The sequence below is a fragment of the Kitasatospora sp. MBT63 genome (assembly GCF_000710465.2).
GTDB lineage: Bacteria > Actinomycetota > Actinomycetes > Streptomycetales > Streptomycetaceae > Kitasatospora.
Genome location: NZ_JAIZ01000239.1, coordinates 1,587 through 23,153 on the forward strand (window position 1 = coordinate 1,587; position 21,567 = coordinate 23,153).

Annotated in this window: 19 protein-coding genes and 1 pseudogene; 10 read left to right on the plus strand and 10 right to left on the minus strand. The window is 74.1% G+C overall.

Annotated features, from left to right (window positions below):
- From AA75_RS49355 to AA75_RS15380, 4 genes and pseudogenes are all read right to left on the minus strand, one after another.
- Window positions 1-469: pseudogene (locus AA75_RS49355) on the minus strand (hypothetical protein); the annotation flags it as partial.
- A gap of 574 nt (window positions 470-1,043) precedes the next feature.
- Complete coding sequence (locus AA75_RS15370) at window positions 1,044-1,439, minus strand: hypothetical protein (RefSeq protein WP_051812465.1); 396 nt, start codon at window positions 1,437-1,439, stop codon at window positions 1,044-1,046.
- Window positions 1,436-2,179 (minus strand): cupin domain-containing protein, encoded by a 744-nt coding sequence (locus AA75_RS49360; RefSeq protein WP_063794365.1) that lies wholly within the window; start codon window positions 2,177-2,179, stop codon window positions 1,436-1,438. The genes AA75_RS15370 and AA75_RS49360 overlap by 4 nt, the downstream gene beginning before the upstream one ends.
- Complete coding sequence (locus tag AA75_RS15380; RefSeq protein WP_368666572.1) at window positions 2,164-3,393, minus strand: sedoheptulose 7-phosphate cyclase; 1,230 nt, start codon at window positions 3,391-3,393, stop codon at window positions 2,164-2,166. Before AA75_RS15380 ends, AA75_RS49360 begins: the two co-directional genes overlap by 16 nt.
- Before the next feature lie 150 nt (window positions 3,394-3,543).
- On the opposite strand from AA75_RS15380, the gene AA75_RS15385 reads away from it, so the two are divergent.
- The 7 genes from AA75_RS15385 (at window position 3,544) to AA75_RS15415 (ending at window position 11,549) form a co-directional block, all read left to right on the plus strand.
- Window positions 3,544-4,833: a phosphoribosyltransferase family protein gene (locus AA75_RS15385; RefSeq protein WP_033820578.1), complete on the plus strand. Its 1,290-nt coding sequence runs from the start codon at window positions 3,544-3,546 to the stop codon at window positions 4,831-4,833.
- A 219-nt stretch (window positions 4,834-5,052) separates the two neighbouring features.
- Entirely contained in the window at window positions 5,053-6,261 is a 1,209-nt protein-coding gene (hppD, locus tag AA75_RS15390; RefSeq protein WP_033820579.1) for a 4-hydroxyphenylpyruvate dioxygenase, read from the plus strand.
- Between the two features lie 20 nt (window positions 6,262-6,281).
- Entirely contained in the window at window positions 6,282-7,481 is a 1,200-nt protein-coding gene (locus AA75_RS15395) for a homogentisate 1,2-dioxygenase (RefSeq protein WP_033820580.1), read from the plus strand.
- A complete protein-coding gene (locus AA75_RS15400; RefSeq protein ID WP_033820581.1) occupies window positions 7,478-8,302 on the plus strand; it encodes a hypothetical protein in 825 nt (274 codons plus the stop codon). Before AA75_RS15395 ends, AA75_RS15400 begins: the two co-directional genes overlap by 4 nt.
- On the plus strand, window positions 8,299-9,516 hold the full coding sequence (gene fahA / locus AA75_RS15405; protein WP_033820582.1) for a fumarylacetoacetase: 1,218 nt from the start codon (window positions 8,299-8,301) through the stop codon (window positions 9,514-9,516). Before AA75_RS15400 ends, fahA begins: the two co-directional genes overlap by 4 nt.
- A gap of 112 nt (window positions 9,517-9,628) precedes the next feature.
- A complete protein-coding gene (locus AA75_RS15410; RefSeq protein WP_033820583.1) occupies window positions 9,629-10,657 on the plus strand; it encodes an enoyl-CoA hydratase/isomerase family protein in 1,029 nt (342 codons plus the stop codon).
- A gap of 115 nt (window positions 10,658-10,772) precedes the next feature.
- The gene (locus AA75_RS15415; protein WP_033820584.1) at window positions 10,773-11,549 is read left to right on the plus strand and encodes an enoyl-CoA hydratase; all 777 of its coding nucleotides are present in this window, start codon (window positions 10,773-10,775) and stop codon (window positions 11,547-11,549) included.
- A 15-nt stretch (window positions 11,550-11,564) separates the two neighbouring features.
- Here the strand turns inward: AA75_RS15415 and AA75_RS15420 are convergent, their stop codons facing one another.
- Entirely contained in the window at window positions 11,565-13,355 is a 1,791-nt protein-coding gene (locus AA75_RS15420) for an NAD-binding protein (RefSeq protein ID WP_158515506.1), read from the minus strand.
- A 175-nt stretch (window positions 13,356-13,530) separates the two neighbouring features.
- Here AA75_RS15420 and AA75_RS15425 point away from each other — a divergent pair, with 175 nt between their 5' ends.
- Window positions 13,531-14,115: an HdeD family acid-resistance protein gene (locus AA75_RS15425; protein WP_051812467.1), complete on the plus strand. Its 585-nt coding sequence runs from the start codon at window positions 13,531-13,533 to the stop codon at window positions 14,113-14,115.
- A gap of 23 nt (window positions 14,116-14,138) precedes the next feature.
- On the opposite strand, the gene AA75_RS15430 is transcribed toward AA75_RS15425, so the two are convergent.
- Window positions 14,139-14,438 carry an antibiotic biosynthesis monooxygenase gene (locus tag AA75_RS15430; protein ID WP_033820587.1) on the minus strand — a complete coding sequence of 100 codons (300 nt, stop codon included), beginning with the start codon at window positions 14,436-14,438 and terminating at the stop codon, window positions 14,139-14,141.
- 148 nt (window positions 14,439-14,586) lie between these two features.
- Between AA75_RS15430 and AA75_RS15435 the strand changes: the two genes are divergently transcribed.
- Complete coding sequence (locus tag AA75_RS15435; RefSeq protein ID WP_033820588.1) at window positions 14,587-14,847, plus strand: hypothetical protein; 261 nt, start codon at window positions 14,587-14,589, stop codon at window positions 14,845-14,847.
- A 35-nt stretch (window positions 14,848-14,882) separates the two neighbouring features.
- On the opposite strand, the gene AA75_RS15440 is transcribed toward AA75_RS15435, so the two are convergent.
- The 3 genes from AA75_RS15440 to AA75_RS15450 form a co-directional block, all read right to left on the minus strand.
- Window positions 14,883-16,169, minus strand: coding sequence for an ATP-binding protein (locus AA75_RS15440; RefSeq protein ID WP_033820589.1), 1,287 nt, complete (start codon window positions 16,167-16,169; stop codon window positions 14,883-14,885).
- 218 nt (window positions 16,170-16,387) lie between these two features.
- The gene (locus AA75_RS15445; protein ID WP_033820590.1) at window positions 16,388-17,635 is read right to left on the minus strand and encodes a cytochrome P450; all 1,248 of its coding nucleotides are present in this window, start codon (window positions 17,633-17,635) and stop codon (window positions 16,388-16,390) included.
- A gap of 82 nt (window positions 17,636-17,717) precedes the next feature.
- A complete protein-coding gene (locus AA75_RS15450; RefSeq protein WP_051812468.1) occupies window positions 17,718-18,536 on the minus strand; it encodes an EI24 domain-containing protein in 819 nt (272 codons plus the stop codon).
- 587 nt (window positions 18,537-19,123) lie between these two features.
- Here AA75_RS15450 and AA75_RS15455 point away from each other — a divergent pair.
- Window positions 19,124-19,549, plus strand: coding sequence for a nucleoside deaminase (locus AA75_RS15455; protein WP_033820600.1), 426 nt, complete (start codon window positions 19,124-19,126; stop codon window positions 19,547-19,549).
- 93 nt (window positions 19,550-19,642) lie between these two features.
- Here the strand turns inward: AA75_RS15455 and AA75_RS15460 are convergent, their stop codons facing one another.
- Complete coding sequence (locus tag AA75_RS15460; protein ID WP_149038159.1) at window positions 19,643-21,556, minus strand: hypothetical protein; 1,914 nt, start codon at window positions 21,554-21,556, stop codon at window positions 19,643-19,645.
- Window positions 21,557-21,567: the final 11 nt, after the last annotated feature.

The following is a 21,567-nucleotide window of genomic DNA, read 5'->3' on the forward strand; positions in this document are numbered from 1 at the left end:
CCGGTGCCTGCCACAGGCCGAGCACGCCCGACCCGACGGTGTGCCGCAGGGACAGCGCGGGGCCGCAGGCGGCCGCGAGGGTGCCGGGCACCTGGACCAGGCGCAGGCCGTTGAACAGCAGTCCGGCCAGCAGCCCGGCGGTGTGCGCGGCGCGGCCGCCGCCCACGCCGAGCACGACGCTACGGCGGGTGGCGCCGGCCGCCAGCGCGCGTTCGGCGAGGCGCTCGACGGAGCGCAGCGTGCCGGCGGCCGGGACGTCCATCCGGACGGCACGGGCCGGGAGGTCCGCCGCGAACGCCTCCGCGGACCCGGGCCCGGTCACCGCGACGAACAGGTCTGCGTGGAGGGCGGCCAGTTCTGTGGTGAGGTCGGGGCGGGTGGCCGGCCCGCTGCGGGCCAGCAGGCGGACGGTGGCCCCGCCGGTCTGGATCTGCCGGTCGAGGGCGGCCGGCCGGGTGGGGTGGGTCATCGCACTCCTCCGCTCTGCCGGCCCTGGCAGCGGGCCGACCCTGGCAACAGTCCGCCGCCCACCGCCCCGGGCACCTGAGCCCCTCCACCCGTCCCGGACCCGGTCCCGGTCCCGCCCCGGGGGACGGGACGCACAGGACGAACGGCCGCCGCCGGGGGCGGACGGGAACAGCGCAGCTGGACCTGCGGCACCTCCCCGTCACCGCCAGCCGGGCCCTCCCCTCCCGGGGCGTCTCCTGGAGGCCCGCGCCCACCCGAAACGCAGCACGCACCACCCGGGAGCGGAACCTGCCGCGCCACCCGCCGGAGGCGCCCAGCCGAAGGCGCACGCGCACCCCCGCGGAGCGGAACCCGCCGCGCCCTCCCGCACCCGCCGAAGGCGCACACACACCACCGCGGAGCGGGAGTTGCCGTGCCACCTGGCCCCCGCCGGAGGCGCCCAGCCGAGCACACCCACCACCGCGGAGCGGAACCCGCGGCCCTCCCGCGCCCCAGCCGGAGCCCCTCCCCTCGCCGCACACGCGCACCCCCGCGGAGCGGAACCCGCCCCCCGCCGTAGGCGCCCCCCTGTGGTGTCAGGTGCGGGTGAGGAGGTCGGGGCGGCGCGGTGGCAGGGCCGAACTGACCTCGTGGGGCAGCACGGTGAGGCAGAGCAGTTCGGCACCGAGCGGTCCGGCGTGCAGGTGGACGCGTTCGCCGTGCGGGGCGAGCAGCAGGTCGCCGTCGGTGAGGGTGCGCTGCGGCACGTCGGGGCAGTCCAGCAGGGCGGCCGGCCCGCGCAGCACGTACCAGGCGGCCTCGGTGCCCTCGCGGCCGGACAGGTCGAAGCAGGCGCCGGGGCCGAGCCGGACGTGGTCGAAGGCCTCGGTCTCGCTGTGCAGCATGCCGCGGCGGGCCAGGCAGCGGACGTGCAGCCGCTGGGTGCCGGGCCCGAGGTGGACGGCCGCGCGGGCGGTGTCGGCGACGATCACGGCCGTTCACCTCCCGCCGCGGGCACCGGACCGGGCAGCGGACCGTGGCCGTCCGGGACGGCGAGTTCGGCGTGCACGTACTCCAGTCCCCCGCGCCCGGCGGTGAGCGCCGCCGAGCTGCCGAGCGGCAGGGTCAGGGCCCGGCCGGGCCGCAGCGGTACCCGCAGTCCGGCGGTGGCGGCGCGTCCGGAGCCGGCGCTGACGAACAGGGTGCGCTCGACGACGTCGGCGGTCAGCGTGACCCGTTCGCCGGGCCGCAGCCGGACCGTCTCCAGCAGCCGCAGCGGCCCGGACAGCACGACCGTGGGGTCGATCCGGCCGAGCCGGCGCAGGTTGGTGACGAGCGAGTGGTCCAGCAGTGGTGTCCGCGGCGACGGGAGCAGTGGGGCGGTCACTTCGATCACCAGCCATTCCAGGGCCTGCCGGCCCAGGTTGCGCAGGCCGTGCCGGGTACCGACGCGGGTGAGGACCGCGTCTCCGGCCCGGACGGGGTGGGGGTGGCCGTCGAGGGTGATCTCGCCGTGGCCGGCGAGCAGGACGTACACCTCCTCGGTACGGGTGTGCAGGTGCTCGCCGCTGACGCCGCCGCGCGGGATCCTGGCCCACTCGACGGCCTCCCAGCCGCCGCCGAGACCGGCCCGGCGGGCCAGGCAGGCCCACTGGGTCAGTCCCGAGGTGCCGTGCACGCCGTGGACGGCGACCGGGTCGCGGGTGTCCGCGACGATCACCGCGGTGCGCACGACAGCTCCTCCAGGTCGGCCGCGGCGGCGGCGAGCTCCGCCGGGGTGAGGTCGTCGACGAAGCAGCCGTCGCCGATCCCGACGGGCAGCGGCAGCCGCTGGCGGCCGTCGCGGTGGCGGACGGTGTCGGTGAGCGCGTCGCCGAGGGTGTCGGGCTCCATCAGCGGGTGGAAGACGGGCAGCCGCAGCCGCCGCATCAGGGCGAGCACGCGTTCGCGCTGTTCGAGGTCGAGCAGCGCGCGGCGGGCGGCCAGCACGGTGGTGAGGGCCATGTCCAGGCAGACCGCCTCGCCGTGCAGCAGTTCGGGCAGCGCCCGCATCTCGACGGTCGGACTGAACGAGTGGCCGTAGTCCATCGACCGTTCCAGGCGGTGCTCCCAGAGGTTGGGCTGGAGCTCCTCGAGCATGCCGTGCACGGCCCGGGTCAGCACCTCGGTGCCTGCCGTGGGGCCCTGGAAGCGTTCGGCGACCAGGTCCGGGCCGTGGGCGTCGAGCAGCTCGAACAGCCGGCGGTCCTTGATCAGGGCGACCTTGAGGATCTCGGCCATGCCGTTGCTCAGGTGGCGGTGGTCCAGGGTGGCCAGGAAGGCGGGGTCCAGCAGGGTGGCGGTGGCCGGGTGGTAGGTGCCCAGCCGGTTCTTGTGGCGGCCGAAGTTGACGCCGGTCTTGGCGCCGACGCCCGCGTCCACCAGGCCGATCAGGGTGGTGGGCACCCGGACGAAGGGGGTGGAGCGCCGGTAGAGGCTGCAGGCGAGGCCGACCACGTCCATCAGGACGCCGCCGCCCATCGCGATGACCGGCTCGCCGCGCCGGGAGATGCCGAAGCGGTCCATCTGCTCGGCGACCCGGAACACCGACTCCATGTCCTTGACCCGCTCGTGGGCGGGCAGCACGCACAGCTCGTACGCCACGCGGCGGGCCAGGAAGTAACGGTGGATGCGGTCGCCGTACAGCTCGTGCACCCGGGCCTCGACGACGACCAGCCGCCGGCCGGCCGGTCCGCCGGCCCGGGCCAGCGCGGGGTCGGCCGGGTCGAGCAGGTGCGGGGTGAAGCGGACCTGGTAGCTGACGGGCAGGGCGGTGGTCACCGTCCAGGAGCTGACCGGCTCCCCCGTGGTGAACAGGCCGTGGTCGGCCGGCGCGGCGGCCGGGGTGGCGGAGGTGTTCGCGGCGGCCGATGTGGCCGGGGTGGTCGGGGTGGTCGATGTGGTCACGGTGGGGCTCCTTCGCAGAGGGCACGGTGTGGGGTCCGGCCTCCACCGTCGCGATCCCGGTGTCCCGGACGCACGGGTGCGGGGCCACCCCCGGTCCCGCCCGGGTCCCGGGCCCGGTGGCGGACGTACCGTGGAGAAGGAGGCGCCGCCATGCACTTCACCGACCGCAGGGACGCCGGCCGCCGGCTGGCGGCCGGGCTGACGCATCTGCTGTCCACCGACCCGGTGGTGGTGGCCCTGCCCCGGGGCGGCGTACCCGTCGGGGCCGAGGTCGCCCGGGCGCTCGGCGCCCCGCTGGACATCTGCGTGATCCGCAAGCTCGGTGTGCCGAGCCAGCCCGAGCTGGGCATGGGCGCGATCGGCGAGGACGGCGCCCGGGTGGTGAACGAGCGGGTGGTCCGCGGCGCGGGCGTCACCGACGCGCAGCTCGCCGCCGTCGAGCGGCAGGAACGGGCCGAGCTGGCCCGCCGCGCGGAGCGCTACCGGCACGGCCGCCCGGCCGTACCGGTGCGCGGGCGGACCGTGGTGGTGGTGGACGACGGGGTGGCGACCGGTTCGACCGCGCTGGCCGCCTGCCGGATCGTGCGGGCCCGCGGCGCGGCCCGGGTGGTGCTGGCGGTCCCGGTCGCGCCGGTGGACTGGACGGACCGGCTGGCCGGCGCCGCCGACGAGCTGGTCTGCCCGTACACGCCGGCCCGGTTCTGGGCGATCGGGCAGTTCTACGACGACTTCGAGCAGACCACCGACACCGAGGTGCTGGACTGCCTGGGCGAGGCCGAGCACCGGGAGCCCTCCGGGCCGGACGCCCGGGAGCTGGTCTTCGACCTGCCGGGGGCGCGGCTGCCCGGGGAGCTGCTGGTGCCGGGCCGGCCGCTCGGCGTGGTGCTGTTCGCGCACGGCAGCGGCAGCAGCCGGCGCAGCCCGCGCAACGCGGCCGTCGCCCGTGCGCTCAACCGGGCGGGCCTGGGCACACTGCTGTTCGACCTGCTCACCGAGGCCGAGGAGCCGGACCGGGGCAAGGTGTTCGACCCGCCGCTGCTCGGCGGCCGGCTGGCGGAGGTGACCCGGCGGCTGCGCGCCGACCCGGCCTGCGCCGGTCTGCCGCTCGGCTACTTCGGCGCCAGTACGGGGGCCGCCGCCGCGCTGTGGGCGGCCACCGAGCCGGGGACCGAGCCCGCCGCGATCGTCTCCCGGGGCGGGCGCCCGGACCTGGCCGGGCCCCGGCTCGCCGCGGTCACCACGCCGACCCTGCTGGTGGTCGGCGGTGCCGACACCGGCGTCCTGGAGCTCAACCGGCTGGCCAGGGCGGAGCTGGGGGGCGAGAGCGCGCTGCTGGTGGTGCCGGAGGCGGGCCATCTGTTCGAGGAGCCGGGTGCGCTGGCGGCGGTCGCCCGGCTGGCCGCCGAGTGGTTCACCCGGCACTTCACGTTCGAGGATTGAGCCAAGGACCGGTTCGGGGACTGATCCGGGAAGGACCGGGCGGAGCCCCGGAGGGCTGGTCAATCTGAGCAGAAGAAACGGTCCGGTGCTGCTCACCTTGTACACATTGATCAGTGAAAACCCGACCTGTTGCCCAACCAGCCCGACGGGAGCAAGCTCTGCCCAACCGGTGGCGCCCACCTGCTGCGCCGCGGACCCCTCGACGTGGAGGAAGCACCGATGACCGCCAACGCCGTTGAACTCACCCCCGAGGAGCTGGAGGCCGGCCTCGACGCGGAGCAGCTGCGCCGCCTGGTCGGCCTGGTCGAGCACGACCCGGCCCAGGACCCCTTCCCGGTGATCGCCCAGGACGCGGTGGTCTTCGTCGTCGGCAACGCCACCCTGACGGCCCAGCTGTACCAGGTCGTCTTCGGGATGGAGCTGGTCGCCTACTCCGGCCCCGAGACCGGCCGCCGCGACCGCAAGGCGTACGTGCTGCGCTCCGGCTCCTGCCGCTTCGTGATCAAGGGCGGGGTGGCCCCGGACAGCCCGCTGCTGGACCACCACCGCCGGCACGGCGACGGCGTGGTCGACCTCGCGATCGAGGTCCCGGACGTGGACAAGTGCATCGCGCACGCCCGCGCCCAGGGCGCCCGGATCCTGGAGGAGCCGAACGACGTCTCCGACGAGAACGGCACCGTGCGCCGCGCGGCCATCGCCACCTACGGCGAGACCCGGCACACCCTGGTCGACCGCTCCCGCTACACCGGCCCGTACCTGCCGGGCTACGTGGTCGCCGAGACCAAGGTGCAGCGGCCCGAGGGCACCCCGAAGCGGCTGTTCCAGGCGCTCGACCACGCGGTCGGCAACGTCGAGCTCGGCCACATGAACGAGTGGGTCGGCTTCTACAACAAGGTCATGGGCTTCGTGAACATGGCGGAGTTCGTCGGCGACGACATCGCCACCGAGTACTCCGCGCTGATGAGCAAGGTGGTCGCCAGCGGCAACCACCGGGTGAAGTTCCCGCTGAACGAGCCCGCCATCGCCAAGAAGAAGTCGCAGATCGACGAGTACCTGGAGTTCTACGGCGGCCCCGGCTGCCAGCACCTGGCGCTCGCCACCAACGACATCCTCACCACCGTGGACGTGCTGCGCTCGCGCGGCGTGGAGTTCCTGGCCACCCCCGACTCGTACTACGACGACCCCGAGCTGCGTGAGCGGATCGGCAAGGTCCGGGTGCCGGTCGAGGAGCTGAAGAAGCGCGGCATCCTGGTCGACCGCGACGAGGACGGCTACCTGCTGCAGATCTTCACCAAGCCCCAGGGCGACCGGCCGACGGTGTTCTTCGAGTTCATCGAGCGGCATGGTTCGCTGGGCTTCGGCAAGGGCAACTTCAAGGCGCTCTTCGAGTCCATCGAGCGCGAGCAGGACAAGCGCGGCAACCTCTGAGCCCCTGAGGAGACTCCACGATGGCGCACTACCGGCAGCTGGGCAGCATCCCGCCCAAGCGGCACACCCAGCACCGCACCCCCGAGGGCGGCCTCTACTACGAGGAGCTGATGGGTGAGGAGGGCTTCACCTCCGACTCCTCGCTGCTCTACCACCGGGGCATCCCCTCGGCGATCGTGGACGCCCGGCCCTGGGAGCTGCCGGACCAGCGCACCACGCCGAACCTCCCGCTGATCCCCCGCCACCTCAAGCTGCACACGCTGAGCGAGGGCGAGGAGTGGAAGGACACCGACGTGGTGACCGGGCGCCGGCTGGTGCTCGGCAACGCCGACGTGCGGATCAGCTACGTCGCGGCCGGCGCGCCGAGCGAGCTGTACCGCAACGGGCTGGGCGACGAGTGCGTCTACGTGGAGTCCGGCTCGGGCACGGTCGAGACGGTGTTCGGCACCCTGGAGGTCGGCCAGGGGGACTACGTGATCATCCCCCGGGCCACCACCCACCGCTGGGTGCCCGCGCCGGACGCGCCGCTGCGCGCGTACTGCATCGAGGCCAACAGCCACATCACCCCGCCCAAGCGATACCTCTCACGGTTCGGCCAGCTGCTGGAGCACGCGCCGTACTGCGAGCGGGACCTGCGCGGGCCGGCGGGGCCGCTGCTGGTCGAGGGCACGGACGTGGACGTGCTGGTCAAGCACCGCGGTACCAACGGTGTGGTGGGCACCCGGTACACCGTGCCGCACCACCCGTTCGACGTGGTCGGCTGGGACGGCTGCCTGTACCCGTACGCCTTCAACATCTCCGACTTCGAGCCGATCACCGGGCGGATCCACCAGCCGCCGCCGGCCCACCAGGTCTTCGAGGGCCACAACTTCGTGATCTGCAACTTCGTGCCGCGCAAGGTCGACTACCACCCGCTGTCCATCCCGGTGCCGTACTACCACGCCAACGTGGACAGCGACGAGGTGATGTTCTACTGCGGCGGCGACTACGAGGCCCGCAAGGGCTCCGGCATCGCCCAGGGCTCGATCTCGCTACACCCCGGCGGCCACACCCACGGACCGCAGCCGGGCGCCTACGAGCGCTCGATCGGCGCGGAGTTCTTCGACGAGCTGGCGGTCATGGTGGACACCTTCCGCCCGCTGGAGCTCGGCGAGGCCGGCACCGCCAGCGAGGACCCGAACTACGCCTGGACCTGGTCCGGCCGCGGGCCGCAGCGGTGACCGTACCCGCCCTCTACCGGGGGCTGTTCGACGACGCGGCGCTCTTCCCACCGGGGGACCTGCCGCTGCCCGAAGCCGTACCGGCCCACGCCGCGCACCGGAGTGCCTGGTACGCGGAGGCGGTCGGCCCGTTCCTGGTCGGCGCGGGCCGGCTGGCCGAGCTGACCGCCGTGCCGGCGGGCGCGCCGCAGCAGGTCGCCCTGGTGCTGCCGGGGGGCAGCAGCCAGCTGGCGCCCGCGCTGGCCGCCGCCGACGGGCTGACCGTCGCCGGTGTGGAACTGGCCGACCCGGACGTCCGGACGGCGGTCGCCGCGCTGGCCGCGCAGCTGCCGGCCGGTGTGGAGGCGGCCGTGGAACTGCCGCGCGGCGAGGGCCTGCCGGCCGCGCTGGACGTGCTGGCCGACACACCGTACCGGGCCAAGTTCCGTACCGGCGGCCTGGCCGCCGGGGCGTTCCCCTCGGAGGCCGAGCTGGCCGGCTTCCTGGCGGGCTGCGCCGAGCGCGGCCTGCCGTACAAGTGCACGGCCGGACTGCACCACGCCGTCCGGCACACCGACCCGGTGACCGGCTTCGAGCACCACGGCTTCCTGAACGTGCTGCTGGCCGCCGCGGCCGGGCCGGACGCGAAGCTCGCCGCCGAGGCGCTGGCCGAACGCTCCGGCGCGCTGCTGGCCGCCGCCGCCCGCGAGCTGACGGACCACCAGGTCGAGCAGGTGCGCGCCCGCTTCACCGCGTTCGGCACCTGCAGCATCGCCGAGCCGCTCGAGGACCTGGCCGCGCTCGGCCTGCTCACCGCACCCGCACCACAGGAGGACCGTTGACCGCCACCACCTGGCTCGCCGTCCCGGCCGAGTCCCCGTTCGGCATCCACAACCTGCCGTACGGCGTCTTCACCGCCCCCGACCGGCCGGGCCGGCGGCGGATCGGCGTACGGATCGGCGAGCAGGTCCTGGACCTCGGCGCGACCGCCCGCGCGGCCGGCGCGCCGTCCGTGCTGCTGGACGCGGACAGCCTCAACCCGCTGATGGCGGCGGGCCGTTCGACCTGGACCACGGTCCGGGCGGCGATCACCGAGTGGCTCACCGACGAGGCGTACCGGCCCGCGGTCACCCCCAACCTGGTGGACCTGGCCGACGCGGAGCTGCACCTGCCGTTCGAGGTCGCCGACTACGTCGACTTCTACGCCTCCGAGCACCACGCGACCAACCTGGGCAAGCTGTTCCGCCCCGGCACCGAGCCGCTCACCCCGAACTGGAAACACCTGCCGATCGGCTACCACGGCCGGGCCGGCACGGTGGTGGTCTCCGGCACCCCGGTGGTCCGCCCGCACGGCCAGCGCAAGGCGCCCACCGACCCGGCGCCCACCTTCGGGCCCTCCCGCCGGCTCGACATCGAGGCCGAGGTCGGCTTCGTGGTCGGCACCCCGACCGAGCTCGGCAGCCGGGTCGCGCTGGCCGACTTCGCCGACCACGTCTTCGGCGTGCTGCTGCTCAACGACTGGTCCGCGCGCGACATCCAGGCCTGGGAGTACGTGCCGCTCGGCCCGTTCCTCGGCAAGTCCTTCGCCACCTCCGTCTCGCCCTGGGTGGTGCCGCTGGCCGCCCTGGAGCACGCGCGGGTCACCCCGCCGGCCCGCGACGTGGAGCCGCTGGAGTACCTGGACGACCGGGCCGCCGAGCCCTGGGGCCTGGACCTGGCGATGGAGGTCGAGCTCAACGGCCACCCGGTCTCCCGGCCGCCGTTCGCCGCGATGTACTGGACGGCCGCCCAGCAGCTGGCGCACCTGACGGTCAACGGCGCCTCGCTGCGCACCGGCGACCTGTACGCCTCCGGCACCGTCAGCGGGCCCGAGCCGGACAGCCGCGGCGCGCTGATCGAGCTCACCTGGAACGGCGAGAACCCGGTCAAGCTCCCCGACGGCACCACCCGCACCTTCCTGGAGGACGGCGACGAGGTCACCGTCACCGCCACCGCCCCGGGCCCCGACGGCACCCGGATCGGCTTCGGCGAGGTCTACGGCCGGATCGTCCCGTAACGCACGGACGCCCCGCCGGGCCCGCCACCTCCCGAGGTGGCGGGCCCGACGCCGTCCGGGGGAAGCCCTACGCTGTCGGGGGCACCGACCCTCATGATCTGGAGGACCCGCGATGGACGTGCTCGTCGAGCGGGACGGCCTGGCCGGCCGTCTCACCCTGAACCGGCCGAAGGCGCTCAACTCGCTGACCCACGACATGCTGCGGGCCCTGCGGTCGGCGCTCGACACCTGGGCCACGGACGACACGGTCGCCACCGTGGTGCTGACCGGCGCCGGGGAGCGCGGGCTGTGCGCGGGCGCCGACATCCGGGCCATGCACGACGACGCCAAGGCGGGCGGCGCGGGCTTCCGGCAGTTCTTCCGGGACGAGTACCTGCTGAACGAGCTGATCTCGCACTACCCGAAGCCGTACGTCGCGGTGATGGACGGCATCACGATGGGCGGCGGCGTCGGCGTCTCCGCGCACGGCAGCCTGCGGATCGTCACCGAACGCTCCACGGTCGCGATGCCGGAGACCAGGATCGGCCTGGTGCCGGACGTCGGCGGCAGCCGCCTGCTGGCGCACGCGCCCGGCGAGCTGGGCACCCACATCGCGCTGACGGCCGGTTCGATGACCGCCGCCGACGCACTGCACTGCGGCTTCGCCGACCACTTCGTACCGGCCGCGGCGCTGCCCGACCTGCTCGCCGGCCTCGCCCGCCGGCCGGCCGCCGAGGCCGTCGCCGCCCACGCGACCGCGGTGCCCGCCTCGGAACTGGCCGCGCAGCACGGATGGATCGACCAGTGCTACGCGGCCGGGACCGTGGAGGAGATCCTGGAGCGGCTGGACGACAGCGGGGTCCCGGAGGCCAAGCAGGCCGCCGAGGAGATCCGCGGCAAGTCCCCGACCGCGCTGAAGGTGACGCTGGCGGCGCTGCGGCTGGCCCGCGGCCACCGCTCGCTGGCCGAGACACTGGAGCAGGAGTACCGGATCTCCTGCGCGGCGCTGGACGGCCACGACCTGGTCGAGGGCATCCGGGCGCAGGTGGTCGACAAGGACCGCGACCCGCACTGGCGGCCCGCCACCCTGGCCGCGGTGGGCGACGACGAGGTGCGGCGGTACTTCGCCCCGGCGCCCGGCGGCGGCCTCGGCATCGGGTGACCACCGTCTCAGCAGTCGAGACTGGCGCACCGGCCGGTGCGTCCGCGAAGGTATGGACGGGCAGGGCACAGCCACGGGCACAGCCACCGTCACAGCGCAGAGGGAGTCAACGACGATGACCGACTACGAGACGATCCTGGTCGACCGCAAGGGCCGGGTCGGGCTGATCACGCTCAACCGGCCGAAGGCGCTCAACGCGCTCAACACCCAGCTGATGAACGAGGTCGTGGCCGCCGCCAAGGCCTTCGACCGGGACCCGGAGATCGGCGCGCTGGTGATCACCGGCTCGGAGAAGGCGTTCGCCGCCGGGGCCGACATCAAGGAGATGCAGGAGAACCGCTTCCCCGACGTCTACCTGGACGACTGGCTGGGCCCCTGGGACGAGCTGGGCCGGCTGCGCAAGCCGGTGATCGCCGCGGTGGCGGGCTACGCGCTCGGCGGCGGCTGCGAGTTGGCGATGCTGTGCGACATCCTGCTGGCCGCCGACACCGCGAAATTCGGGCAGCCGGAGATCAAGCTCGGCGTGATCCCGGGGATCGGCGGCTCGCAGCGCCTCACCCGGGCGGTCGGCAAGGCCAAGGCGATGGAGCTGTGTCTGACCGGCCGGATGATGGACGCCGAGGAGGCCGAGCGGGCCGGGCTGGTGTCCCGGATCGTCCCCGCCGCGGATCTGCTGGGCGAGGCGATGGCCGTCGCGGAGACGGTGGCCGCGATGTCCGCCCCGGCCGCGGTGATGATGAAGGAGAGCGTCAACCGGGCGTTCGAGACCACCCTCGCCGAGGGTGTCCGGTTCGAGCGCCGGCTGTTCCACGCCGCCTTCGCCACCGCCGACCAGAAGGAGGGCATGGCGGCCTTCGCCGAGAAGCGCCCGCCGTCCTTCACCCACCGCTGACCCCGGCGGCCCGGGTCAACTCCCCTCCGTCTCGAGGGTGTTGATCCGGGCCAGCCCGCTGCGGGTGGCGGCCACCACGATCCGGTCACCGGCCGCCAGCCGGTGCGCCCGGTCGGCGAAGTTCCACAGGTAGTCGGCGGGCCTGCGGGCGAGCCGCACCGCGAGCACCCGGACCCCGCCCTCGCTCTCGATCCGGTGGACGTCCCGCCCGACCAGCCCGTTGCCCTCCTCCGCCGCCAGCTCCGCGATCAGCAGCACGTGCCGGTAGACCGACAGGGTGCCCAGCACCTCACGGCCCATCAGCGCGGCGGCGAAGGCCGGCGCCGACAGGTACGACACCGACCGCGAGGCCACGTTGCCCAGTGTGGCGTACACGTGGTGGGCGAAGTCGTCGTCGAACAGGCGCACGACGATCCGGACTTCGGGCCGTACCGCGCGCGCCTCCAGGGCCGCCTCCAGGTTGGCCGCGTCATCGGTGGTGACGGCGACCACGGCCCGGCTGTACTGGACCCTGGCCCGGCGCAGCTGGCTCGCCAGCGGGGCGTCGCCGACCAGCACCGGCAGGCCGAGCGCCCGGACCGCCGCGATGCCCCGGGCCTGCGGATCGCGCTCGATGCAGACCACCGGCACCCCGGTCTCGTGCACCAGGGCGGCCACCCGGGTGCCGACGTTGCCGAGGCCCACCACCACCACGTGGTCCCTGGTCCGGGAGCCGGGCGCCCTGGGCAGCCCCCGCCGTCCGGTGGCCAGCATGTCCACCACGATGGCGGTCGCCACCGGCACGAAGGTGATCCCGCAGAAGGTGACCACCACCTGGGCCAGCCGCACCCACGGCCCGCCCGGGGTGTCCAGGCCCGGCTGGTCCGGCTGCGCGGCACCGGCCAGGTCGAGCAGGGTGAAGTACACGGCCCAGCCGAGGCTGCCGCCGTAGTGCCAGATCACGTAGCCGCCGATCAGCACGGCGGCCAGCGCGGTGGTCAGCACCAGCCGCAGGCGGACGCTGGTGAAGTACCGCAGGACGTCCTGCAGCCACCAGCGGGCCCGCTTCCACCACGGGATCCGTACCGGCGGCTCGCTGGTCAGGGTCTGCAGCACGGCGACCTCGCCGCGGTCCTCGGCGGCGTCCGGCGAGGCCGGGGAACCGAGCTCGATCGGCCCCTCGGAGCCCAGCCGGCGGGCCAGCGCGATGAACTCGGCCGCGCGGCCGCCGGCGTCCGGCAGCAGCCGCAGCCGGCTCAGGTCCTGCCGGTCGATCCGGTCGGCGACCAGGCAGATCTGGCTGCCGTCGATCTCCTGGCCGTACGCGACGTACAGGTAGCGGTCGCCGACCCGGACCGAACCCGGCCGCCCGAGCGCGCCGTTGGCGAAGGCCGGGGCGGCGGTCGCCGAGCCGGACAGCGCCGCACAGTTGGCCAGCAGCATCTCCAGGTGTTCGCCGAGCCGCTGGTTGAACATCCGCAGCACGATCCGGATACCGGGATTGCGGCCCTGCGCGGTCAGTGCGGCGTGGATGTTCTCCTGGTCGGTGCCGTCCATCAGGGCCACCCCGCGCGCGCCGTCCACCCCGGCGGCGCGCAGCGCCTCCTCGGAGACGGTGCTGAACTCCAGCACCTCGGCGACGCCCGACAGCTGCTCGATCCGCGGCCCGTGGTCACGCCCGCGGTCCGGCACCAGCGCCACCACCGGCACCTCGTAGTGCTCGATCAGCTCCACGATCAGCCGGTGCGCCAGCGCGTTGCCGCCGCAGACGATGTAGTGCCCGGCCAACGGCCCGGTCCGAGGGTCCCCCTGCCCTGCCTCCGTCATGGGACCGGATTCTACGTCCCCCGAATGGCGTAGCGGTTGGACAGCAGATGACTGACGGACCATCACCGGCGGTCCTGACGGATCATCCGGACGGCCGAACGGGACGCGCGGGCCGCCCGGACCGGCCGGGAGAGTGGGAAGGGTCCCCTCCCTCCACCCGTCAGGAGCCCCGCCGATGGCCGCCCCCTACACCCCCACCGAGGGTCCCCTCCAACAGCTGGCCAAGGCCGCCTGGCAGGCGGTGCTGGCGGCCGGACTCGCCTCGCTCGCCCTCGGCGTGATCGTCCTCGTCTGGCCGAAGCAGACCCTGTGGGTGGTCGGCGTGCTGTTCGGCATCTACCTGCTGGTGATCGGGGTCTTCCAACTGGTCGCCGCGTTCGGCACGCACCGGGAGACGGCACTGCGGGTGCTGGCCTTCATCAGCGGCGCCCTGTGCGTGCTGCTCGGGCTGCTCTGCTTCCGGGACGCGGTGCGCACCCTCGTCCTGCTGGGCATCTGGATCGGCATCGGCTGGCTGTTCCGCGGGATCACCCAACTGGTCGCGGCCGGCTCCGACCCGGGGATGCCGGCCCGCGGCTGGCAGATCTTCGCCGGGATCCTGAACGTGGCGGCCGGGGTGCTGCTGATGATCTGGCCGGTGCACTCCGTCACCGCACTGGCCATCCTGGCGGGCTGCGGGCTCGTGGTGCTGGGCGTGGTGGAGACCGTCACCGCACTGCGGCTGCGCAGCCGGGTCCGCGAGCTGCCGACCGGGGTCTGACCGGGGTCTGACCGGGCCGGCGTTCAGGGGAACGGGCGGTAGTGGGCGACCTTGGGCGGGTGCTCCAGGTAGTTCAGCTCGCCCTCGGCCCAGACCGGCCGGATCCGCCACATCCGGCCGGCGTAGGCGAAGAGCGCGTCCTCGCCCTCCCAGCGCGTGATCATCAGCACCCGGTGGTCACCCTCCACCACCGCTCTCATCAGCTCGCCGCCGAGGCAGCCGTCGGTGGCGAGGATCTGCGGCAGCACCTCCTCCTCCAGCTGACGGCAGAACGCGTCGGCACGGCCGGGCGCGACGTGCGCCTCCCAGATTCGGACGATCATCGAGGTCTCCTCGGGCAGGGCGGCCCCCTCACCTTCCAGTATCCGTTCCGCGGCGGGTCGATTTGCCGGGTGTCGCGGGCGGCCGAAGACTCGAAGGGCGCCGGCCGGTGTGCGGCCGGCGCCTAGCCGAGCAGAGGGAGTCACGGTCATGGCGGTCTGTGTGGTGTGCAAGAACGACTACTGGCTGGCCTTCGAGATCAAGACGGTGTCCGGGGACACCTACACCTTCGACAGCTTCGAGTGCGCGATGGAGAAGCTCGCCCCGCGCTGCGAGTACTGCCAGGTACGGATCGTCGGACACGGCGTCGAGGTGTCGGGGAAGTTCTTCTGCTGCGCCAACTGCGCCCGGCGGGACGGCGGCCTCGGCGAGCAGATCCGGGACGCGGTCGGGGTCCACCCCGGCGCCTGACCCCGGGACGCGTGCCTCGGCGCCCGGCCCCGCCCTCAGACCCGGGCGTGCGAGCCGATGTCGGCGGTGAACTCCTCGGTCATCGCGGGGGTCACCGTCGGACGGCACTGGGCCATCGCCGCCAGGTGGTCCGCGGTGGTGGCGCCCGCCGCCCCGGTACCGCTGCCGCCGAGGTCCCGTTCGAAAGCGGTCTGGGCGGCGATCCGGGCCGCGTGCTCGATGTCGGCGGGGGTGAACAGCTCGCTCGCCGCCACCAGCGCGTCGAGGTCCACGTCCTGGCCCGCCGTGGCGTAGCGCGACCAGATGGCGGCCCGCGCGGCGGCGTCCGGGGTGCCGATGGGGATCAGGTAGTCGAAGCGGCCCGGGCGCAGGAACGCCGGGTCCAGCGAGCGGATCGAGTTGGTCGCGCAGACCAGCAGCCGTTCCTCGCCCTCGCGGAAGCCCGGGATCAGCTTGAGCAGCTCGTTGGTCACCCCGTGCATCCCGCCCGCGACGCCCTCGGTCCTGGTGGGGGCGATCTCCTCGACCTCGTCGATGAAGACCAGTACCCGCTCCAGCTGGGCGATCCGGGCGAAGGCGGACCGCAGGGCGGCGGCGAGGTTGCCCTCGTCCGCGAGCCGGGACGGCAGCAGCTCGACGAACGGCCAGCCGAGGCGGGAGGCGACGGCCCGCGCGAAGGTCGTCTTGCCGGTGCCGGGCGGCCCGAACAGCGCGATCGCGCGCGGCGGCCGCACCCCGTGCCGGGCGGCCCGCTCGGGCTCCGCCAGCGGGAGCACCACCCGCCGCTCGATCAGGGTCTTCTCGGCCTCCATGCCGGCCACCTTGTCCCACAGGTCGCCCGGCAGCAGCCGCCCGCCGAGCTCCTCCAGCAGGCCCGCCGCCGGACCGGCCGCGGGCTCGGTCTTCTCGAAGTACGCGACCGCCGGGCGGCGGGCGTACCCGGCGTTGCGCAGGCCCTCGCCGATCAGCTCCTCCTCCGGCAGCACGTACGCGATCCGGCGGACGTGCTGCGCGACCAGCCGCCGTTCCAGCTCGCGCAGCAGCGCGCTGGCCAGGCCCCGGCCGCGCCAGGCGGGGGCGATGGCGATCCGCATCACCCAGGCCCGGTCACCGGCCAGGTGGGCGAGGGCCGCGCCGATCGGCACGCCCCGGCTGACCGCGACCACCGCGGGCTGCCGGGAGGTGAGCGCGGTGATGCACTCGGCCAGCGAGAACACCGACTCCTGGCCCAGCTCGGCGGTGGTGTCGATCAGGTGGACGACCGCCGCCAGGTCGTCCTCGCGGTAGTCGTGAATCAGCCAGTCGGGCGTGGAACGGTCCACCGCAGCCGCCTCTCCTCGTTCGTGGTCCCGGAACGGTAGGACGCACGGCGGGGCGGCGGCGCCCGCCGGTTCGGACAACGGGCGCGGCACAACCGTACGAAGCGGGGGTGGCCGCTCGGGCGGGCGGTGTGAAGTGGCTGCTCGGGGGGCGGTGTGGAGTGACCGCTCAGGCGGGCGGTGTGAAGTGACCGATCGGGCGGGCGGTGTGGAGTGACCGCTCAGGCGGGCGGTGTGAAGGTGAAGCGCAGCGACCTTACGCGGTGGTCGAAGCTGGACGGGACCAGCTCCGGCCCGCCCACGGAACGGACGTCCGGGAGCCGGGTGAACAGCTCGCGGTAGAGCGCCTTCATCTCCTGCCGGGCGAGGTGGGCGCCGAGGCAGAAGTGCGGGCCGCCGCCGCCGAACCCCAGGTGCGGGTTGGGCGAGCGGGTGATGTCGAAGGCCTCCGGATCGGTGAAGACCGCCTCGTCGCGGTTGGCCGAACCGAAGAACAGCACCACCTTGTCGCCCGCGGCCAGCGGCGCGCCGTTGAGCACGTGGTCGGCGGCCAGGGTGCGGCGGAACTGGATGATCGGGGTGCTGTGCCGGACGATCTCCTCCACCGCACCGCCGATCCGGCCGTCGAGGTCGGCGGTCAGCAGGGCGCGCTGCTCCGGGTGTTCGGTCAGCAGGTGCAGTCCGTGGGCGAGCGCGTTGCGGGTGGTCTCCACCCCGGCCACCAGCAGCAACGAGAAGAAGGCGCCCAGCTCACGGGAGTTGAGGCGGCGGCCGTCCACGTCCGCGGTGACCAGCGCGGAGATCAGGTCGTCGGTCGGGTGGCGGCGGCGCTCCCGTCCGAGCGCGGCGATCACCCCCTGCATCCGGGCCAGCGCCCGCAGGCCCCGGCCGGGCACCCGGATCCGGCTGCGGGCCACCCCGGTGTGCTCGGAGGCGTGGTTGACCTGCGCCAGGATCTCCCGGCGCTGGCGCTCGGGAATGCCCATCATGTTGCAGATCACCTGGTACGGGAGCTCGGCGGCGACCGCGGTGACGAAATCCTGCGGCCGGCGCTCGACCACCTCGTCGACGATCCGCGCTGCCACCGCCCGGATGTCGTCCTCGACCCGCGCGATCAGCCGCGGGGTGAACGCGCGGGACACGATGCGGCGCAGGTCGGCGTGGCGCGGATCGTCCAGGTTGACCATCGAGTCGCCGAACACCGCCCGCACCCAGCGGGCCGGCTCCGGCGTGGTCACCCCGGGCCCGCTCAGGAACACCTCCGGCGTCCGGCTGGCCGCCACCACGTCGGCGTGCCGGACCAGCGCGTGGAAACCACGGCCGGTGGCCCGGTCGGTGAAGACCACCGGACGCTCCAGCGCGCGCAGCCGGGCGAACGCCTCGGACCGCTCGGCGGCCGGCCGCCGCCAGAACTCCGGATCGGCCAGATCGGCCCCGGACGGGAAATCGGTGCGCACCGGTGCACTCATGAGGAGATTTATCGTGCACCGGCGGACGCACTGTCAAATTCTCCGGGAATTCGAATAATTGGCCGCACCTGCCATTCCCGTCCTATTCCTTGGAGAAGTCGACCGGCTGTTCCGCGACCGTCCCGGGTTCACCCTCGGGCCCGTCCTCCGGCTCGTCCTCGGGCTGCGGCGCGGCCAGCTCCCGGCCCAGCAGGGTGGCGCCGGCCACCGCCCCCGGCATCGCCAGCACCGTCACGAAGGGCACCAGGAACAGCAGCGTCACACCGACCCCGAAGCCCAGCGCCAGCGGCATCCGGCGGCGCAGCAGCCGCAGCCGCTCGCGCTGGCCGATCCCCCGGCGCTGGAGCGCGACCGCCGACAGTTCGGCGGTCAGGTAGTACCCGGACACGCAGACCCCGAGCACCGGCACCACGGTCTGGCCCACCACCGGGATGAACCCGGCGGCGAACAGCAGCAACCCGAAACCCGCCACCCGCAGCAGCACCTGGAGGCTGTCGCGGGCCGACACCAGCAGCTCACGCCAGAGCGGCACGTCCGGGGCCTGCGGGGCGCCGCCCTCGCTCGCGTCCACCTTCTCGCACAGCGACTCGTAGAACGGCTGCCCGACCAGCAGCGTCACCGCCGTGAACGTCACCAGCGCCAGCAGCCCGCCGCCGGCCACCATCGCCACCACCACCAGCCCGCGCAGCAGGCCCTGCCAGGGCGAGGTCCAGTGGTCCGCGAACGGCGTCGCCCAGTCGGCCACGTCGCCCGACCACACCACCAGCGCGGCCAGCGCCGCCACGTACCCGACCAGCGTGATCAGCGCGGGAATCATCCCGAACCCCCACCACCGGCCGTGCCGCGCCACCCAGCGCTGCCCCTGGAACAGATAGCCGACCCCCGCCGCAAAATCTCGCATACCCGCAGCCTACGGGGGTCGCGACGGCCGTCATCCGGCGGATCCCGGGGCCGGCTCCGGCGACGGCGTGTGACGGCGTGAACCGCGCCGGGGCGGGCCGTGGTCGGAGCGGGAGCGGGCACGGTGAACGTTCGCGCTCGAACACGTGGAGCGAAGTGAAGATATGACGGGTCGAATTGTGCTGGGACGCCGGGGCTTCCTGCGGACGGCAGCCGCCGTCGTAGCGGGTGCCGACCGGGACGGTGACGGTGTCCAGCAATCGCACTGTCGAGGGGCTCCCGGCCTCCGGGCGCAGGGAGCCGCACCGGCGGAAGGTGGCCCCGGCCGGGTGAACGGACGTACGAGCGGTGGTCGTGGCGCGCGGCCCATCCAACCCGCCGCCGGATCTTGCCCGTCCCGTGACGCGGTGTGACACCCGTACGAATTCCGCGCGTGAATTCCGCGGGAACGAACGGCCGGGCCGAGCCGCCGGTGCGGCGCGGGCGGCCGCGCGGCGCGGGGTCCGAAGATGAGGTGTGGGGCGGCCCGGACGCGGGCAGGCAGGTCTGGGTCGATGAAGGCGGTGGGCCGTGGTGGACGTCGGTCGGATGCTGGCGGTGGCGGTCGAGGAGGCCAGGGCCGGGCTCGCCGAGGGCGGGATCCCGATCGGCGCCGCACTGTTCGGGGCGGACGGCGAGTTGCTCGGACGCGGCCGCAACCGCCGGGTGCAGGACGGCGATCCCTCGATGCACGCCGAGACGGCCGCCTTCCGGGCCGCCGGCCGGCTGCGCGGATACCGGCACACCACGATGGTCACCACCCTCGCGCCGTGCTGGTACTGCTCGGGGCTGGTCCGGCAGTTCGGGATCGGACAGGTGGTGATCGGTGAGGCCAGGACCTTCGAGGGCGGCCAGGCCTGGCTGGCCGAGCACGGGGTCGGCATCACGGTGCTGGACGACCCCGATTGCGTCCGCATGATGAGCGGGTTCATCACCGCGCGGCCGGACCTGTGGTCCGAGGACATCGGCGAATGACCGCCGCCCCGTAGGGACGACCGTGCCCGCCCGGGTGGCGATCACCCGGGCGGGCACGGTCAGGACCAGCGGGAACGGCCTACGGCCTTCGGATCAGGCGCGGGCCTCGGTGACGGCGGCGCCAAGCGCCTCCTTGATCCGGGGCCCGAGCCGGCCGAAGCCCAGCTCCTTCATCGCGGCCCGCAGCAGCTCGTCGTCCGAACGCTCCACACCGTCGGTGTCGATCCAGCGGACCAGGGCGGTCAGCTCGGCGGCGGAGTACGCGGTGACGGGACGGCCCGGCGTGAGCTCCGGCTTCTCCGGCCGCCCGGCCTCGGCCTTCGGCTCCTCCGCCGCGACCTCGACCTCAACCTCGACGGCGGGCTCGGCCACAACCTCCGCGACCACCGGCTCCTCGACGGCAACCGGCTCAACGTCGGCAACCGTCTCGACCTCGGCGACCGGCTCAGCCTCGACAGCGGCCTCAACGACCTCGGCCTCGACCTCCGCGACCGGCTCAACCTCGGCTACCGGCTCGACCTCGGCGACGGGCTCAGCTTCGACCTCGGCCTCGACGGCCGGCGCAGCAGCCTCCTCAACGGGCGCAACCTCGGTGGTCTCGGCAACCACCTCAACCTCGGTCTCGGCGGCGGCCTCAACGACCTCGGCCTCAACCTCGGCGACGGGCTCAGCCTCAACCTCGACGACCGGCGCAGCCTCCGCGACCGGCTCGGCCTCCACCTCGGCGGCAACCTCGACCTCGGTCTCGACAGCGGCCTCAACAACCTCGGCCTCGACCTCCGCAACGGGCTCGGCCTCGGCCTCGACGACCGGCGCAGCCTCCGCGACAGGCTCGACCTCGGTGGCCTCGGCCACCGGCTCGGCCTCCACCTCGGCGGCAACCTCAACCTCAGTCTCGACAGCGGCCTCAACGACCTCGGCCTCGACCTCGGCCACCGGCTCGGCCTCGGCCTCGACCTCGACGGCCGGCGCAGCGTCAACCGCGGCCTCGACGGCCTCGGCGTCAGCGTCGACCTCGACCTCCGCCACGGCCTCCGCCGACGCGTCCTCGCCGTCCCGCGGCCCGGCCGCGAGTGCCTGCCGGGCGGTCTGCTCGTCGGTGCCGACGTGGCGGTCGTAGGCGGCGAGCGCCGCCTCGCGGTCGGCCTGGCGCTCGGTGAGCTCGGTGAGCAGGGGCTCCAGGTCGTCCGCGGCCAGCTCCTCGCGGAGGGCGCGGAGGGCGGGCAGGCGGTAGAGGGTGCCCTCGTCGGCGGCCAGGCGGTCGACGAGGTCGGCGAGTTCACCGAGCGGCAGGGCCGGCAGGTCGCGCTCGGGCAGCAGGCGGCCGAGCGCGCGGACGGCGGTGCCGAGGGATTCGACGGCCTGCGCGGTCTCGGTGATCAGGGTGCCGCCGACCGGCACGACCGGCTTGGCGGTGGCCTCGTCCTCGGACAGAGCCGCCCAGTCGGTGCGGACCGCGGAGGCGGCCAGCAGCGCGGCGTGCAGGTCGGTACGGCTGGTGCGGCCGCCGACGGTGAGGCCCTTGGCCTTGGACCGCAGCGACCAGCGGCGTCCGAGCGGCAGGCTGATGCCCTGCTGCTTGCGCCAACGGCCGTCCGCGGTGGCCGCGGTGAGCTGGTCAAGGTCGGCGTCGTAGGCGTCGGCGCTGAGGGTGCCCGAGGTGCGCTGGACCCGCTGGAAGAGGTCGAGCAGCAGGTCGAGGCCGTTCAGGGTCTCGGGGATGTTCAGTCCGGCCTTGGTGGCGAGTCCGGTGACCGCCGCGCCGACGGCGCGGATGTCTCCGTTGCGCAGCTCGGCCAGCACCGTGGAGGCGGCGCGGGCCTCCTCCGGTCCGGCGACGTGGTCTGCGGCCTCGATCCAGGGGTTGGTGTCGGTGGTCAGGGTGAAGCCACCCTGCTCGGCGTACCGACCGAGCTCCTCACGGGTGCTCCGGCGGCCTTCGCCGTCGGGGGTCTCCGCTGGGGCCGGCACCGTGGCGTCGGCGTCGTTCAGAAAGCGCACTGTCATGGCTGGTCCGG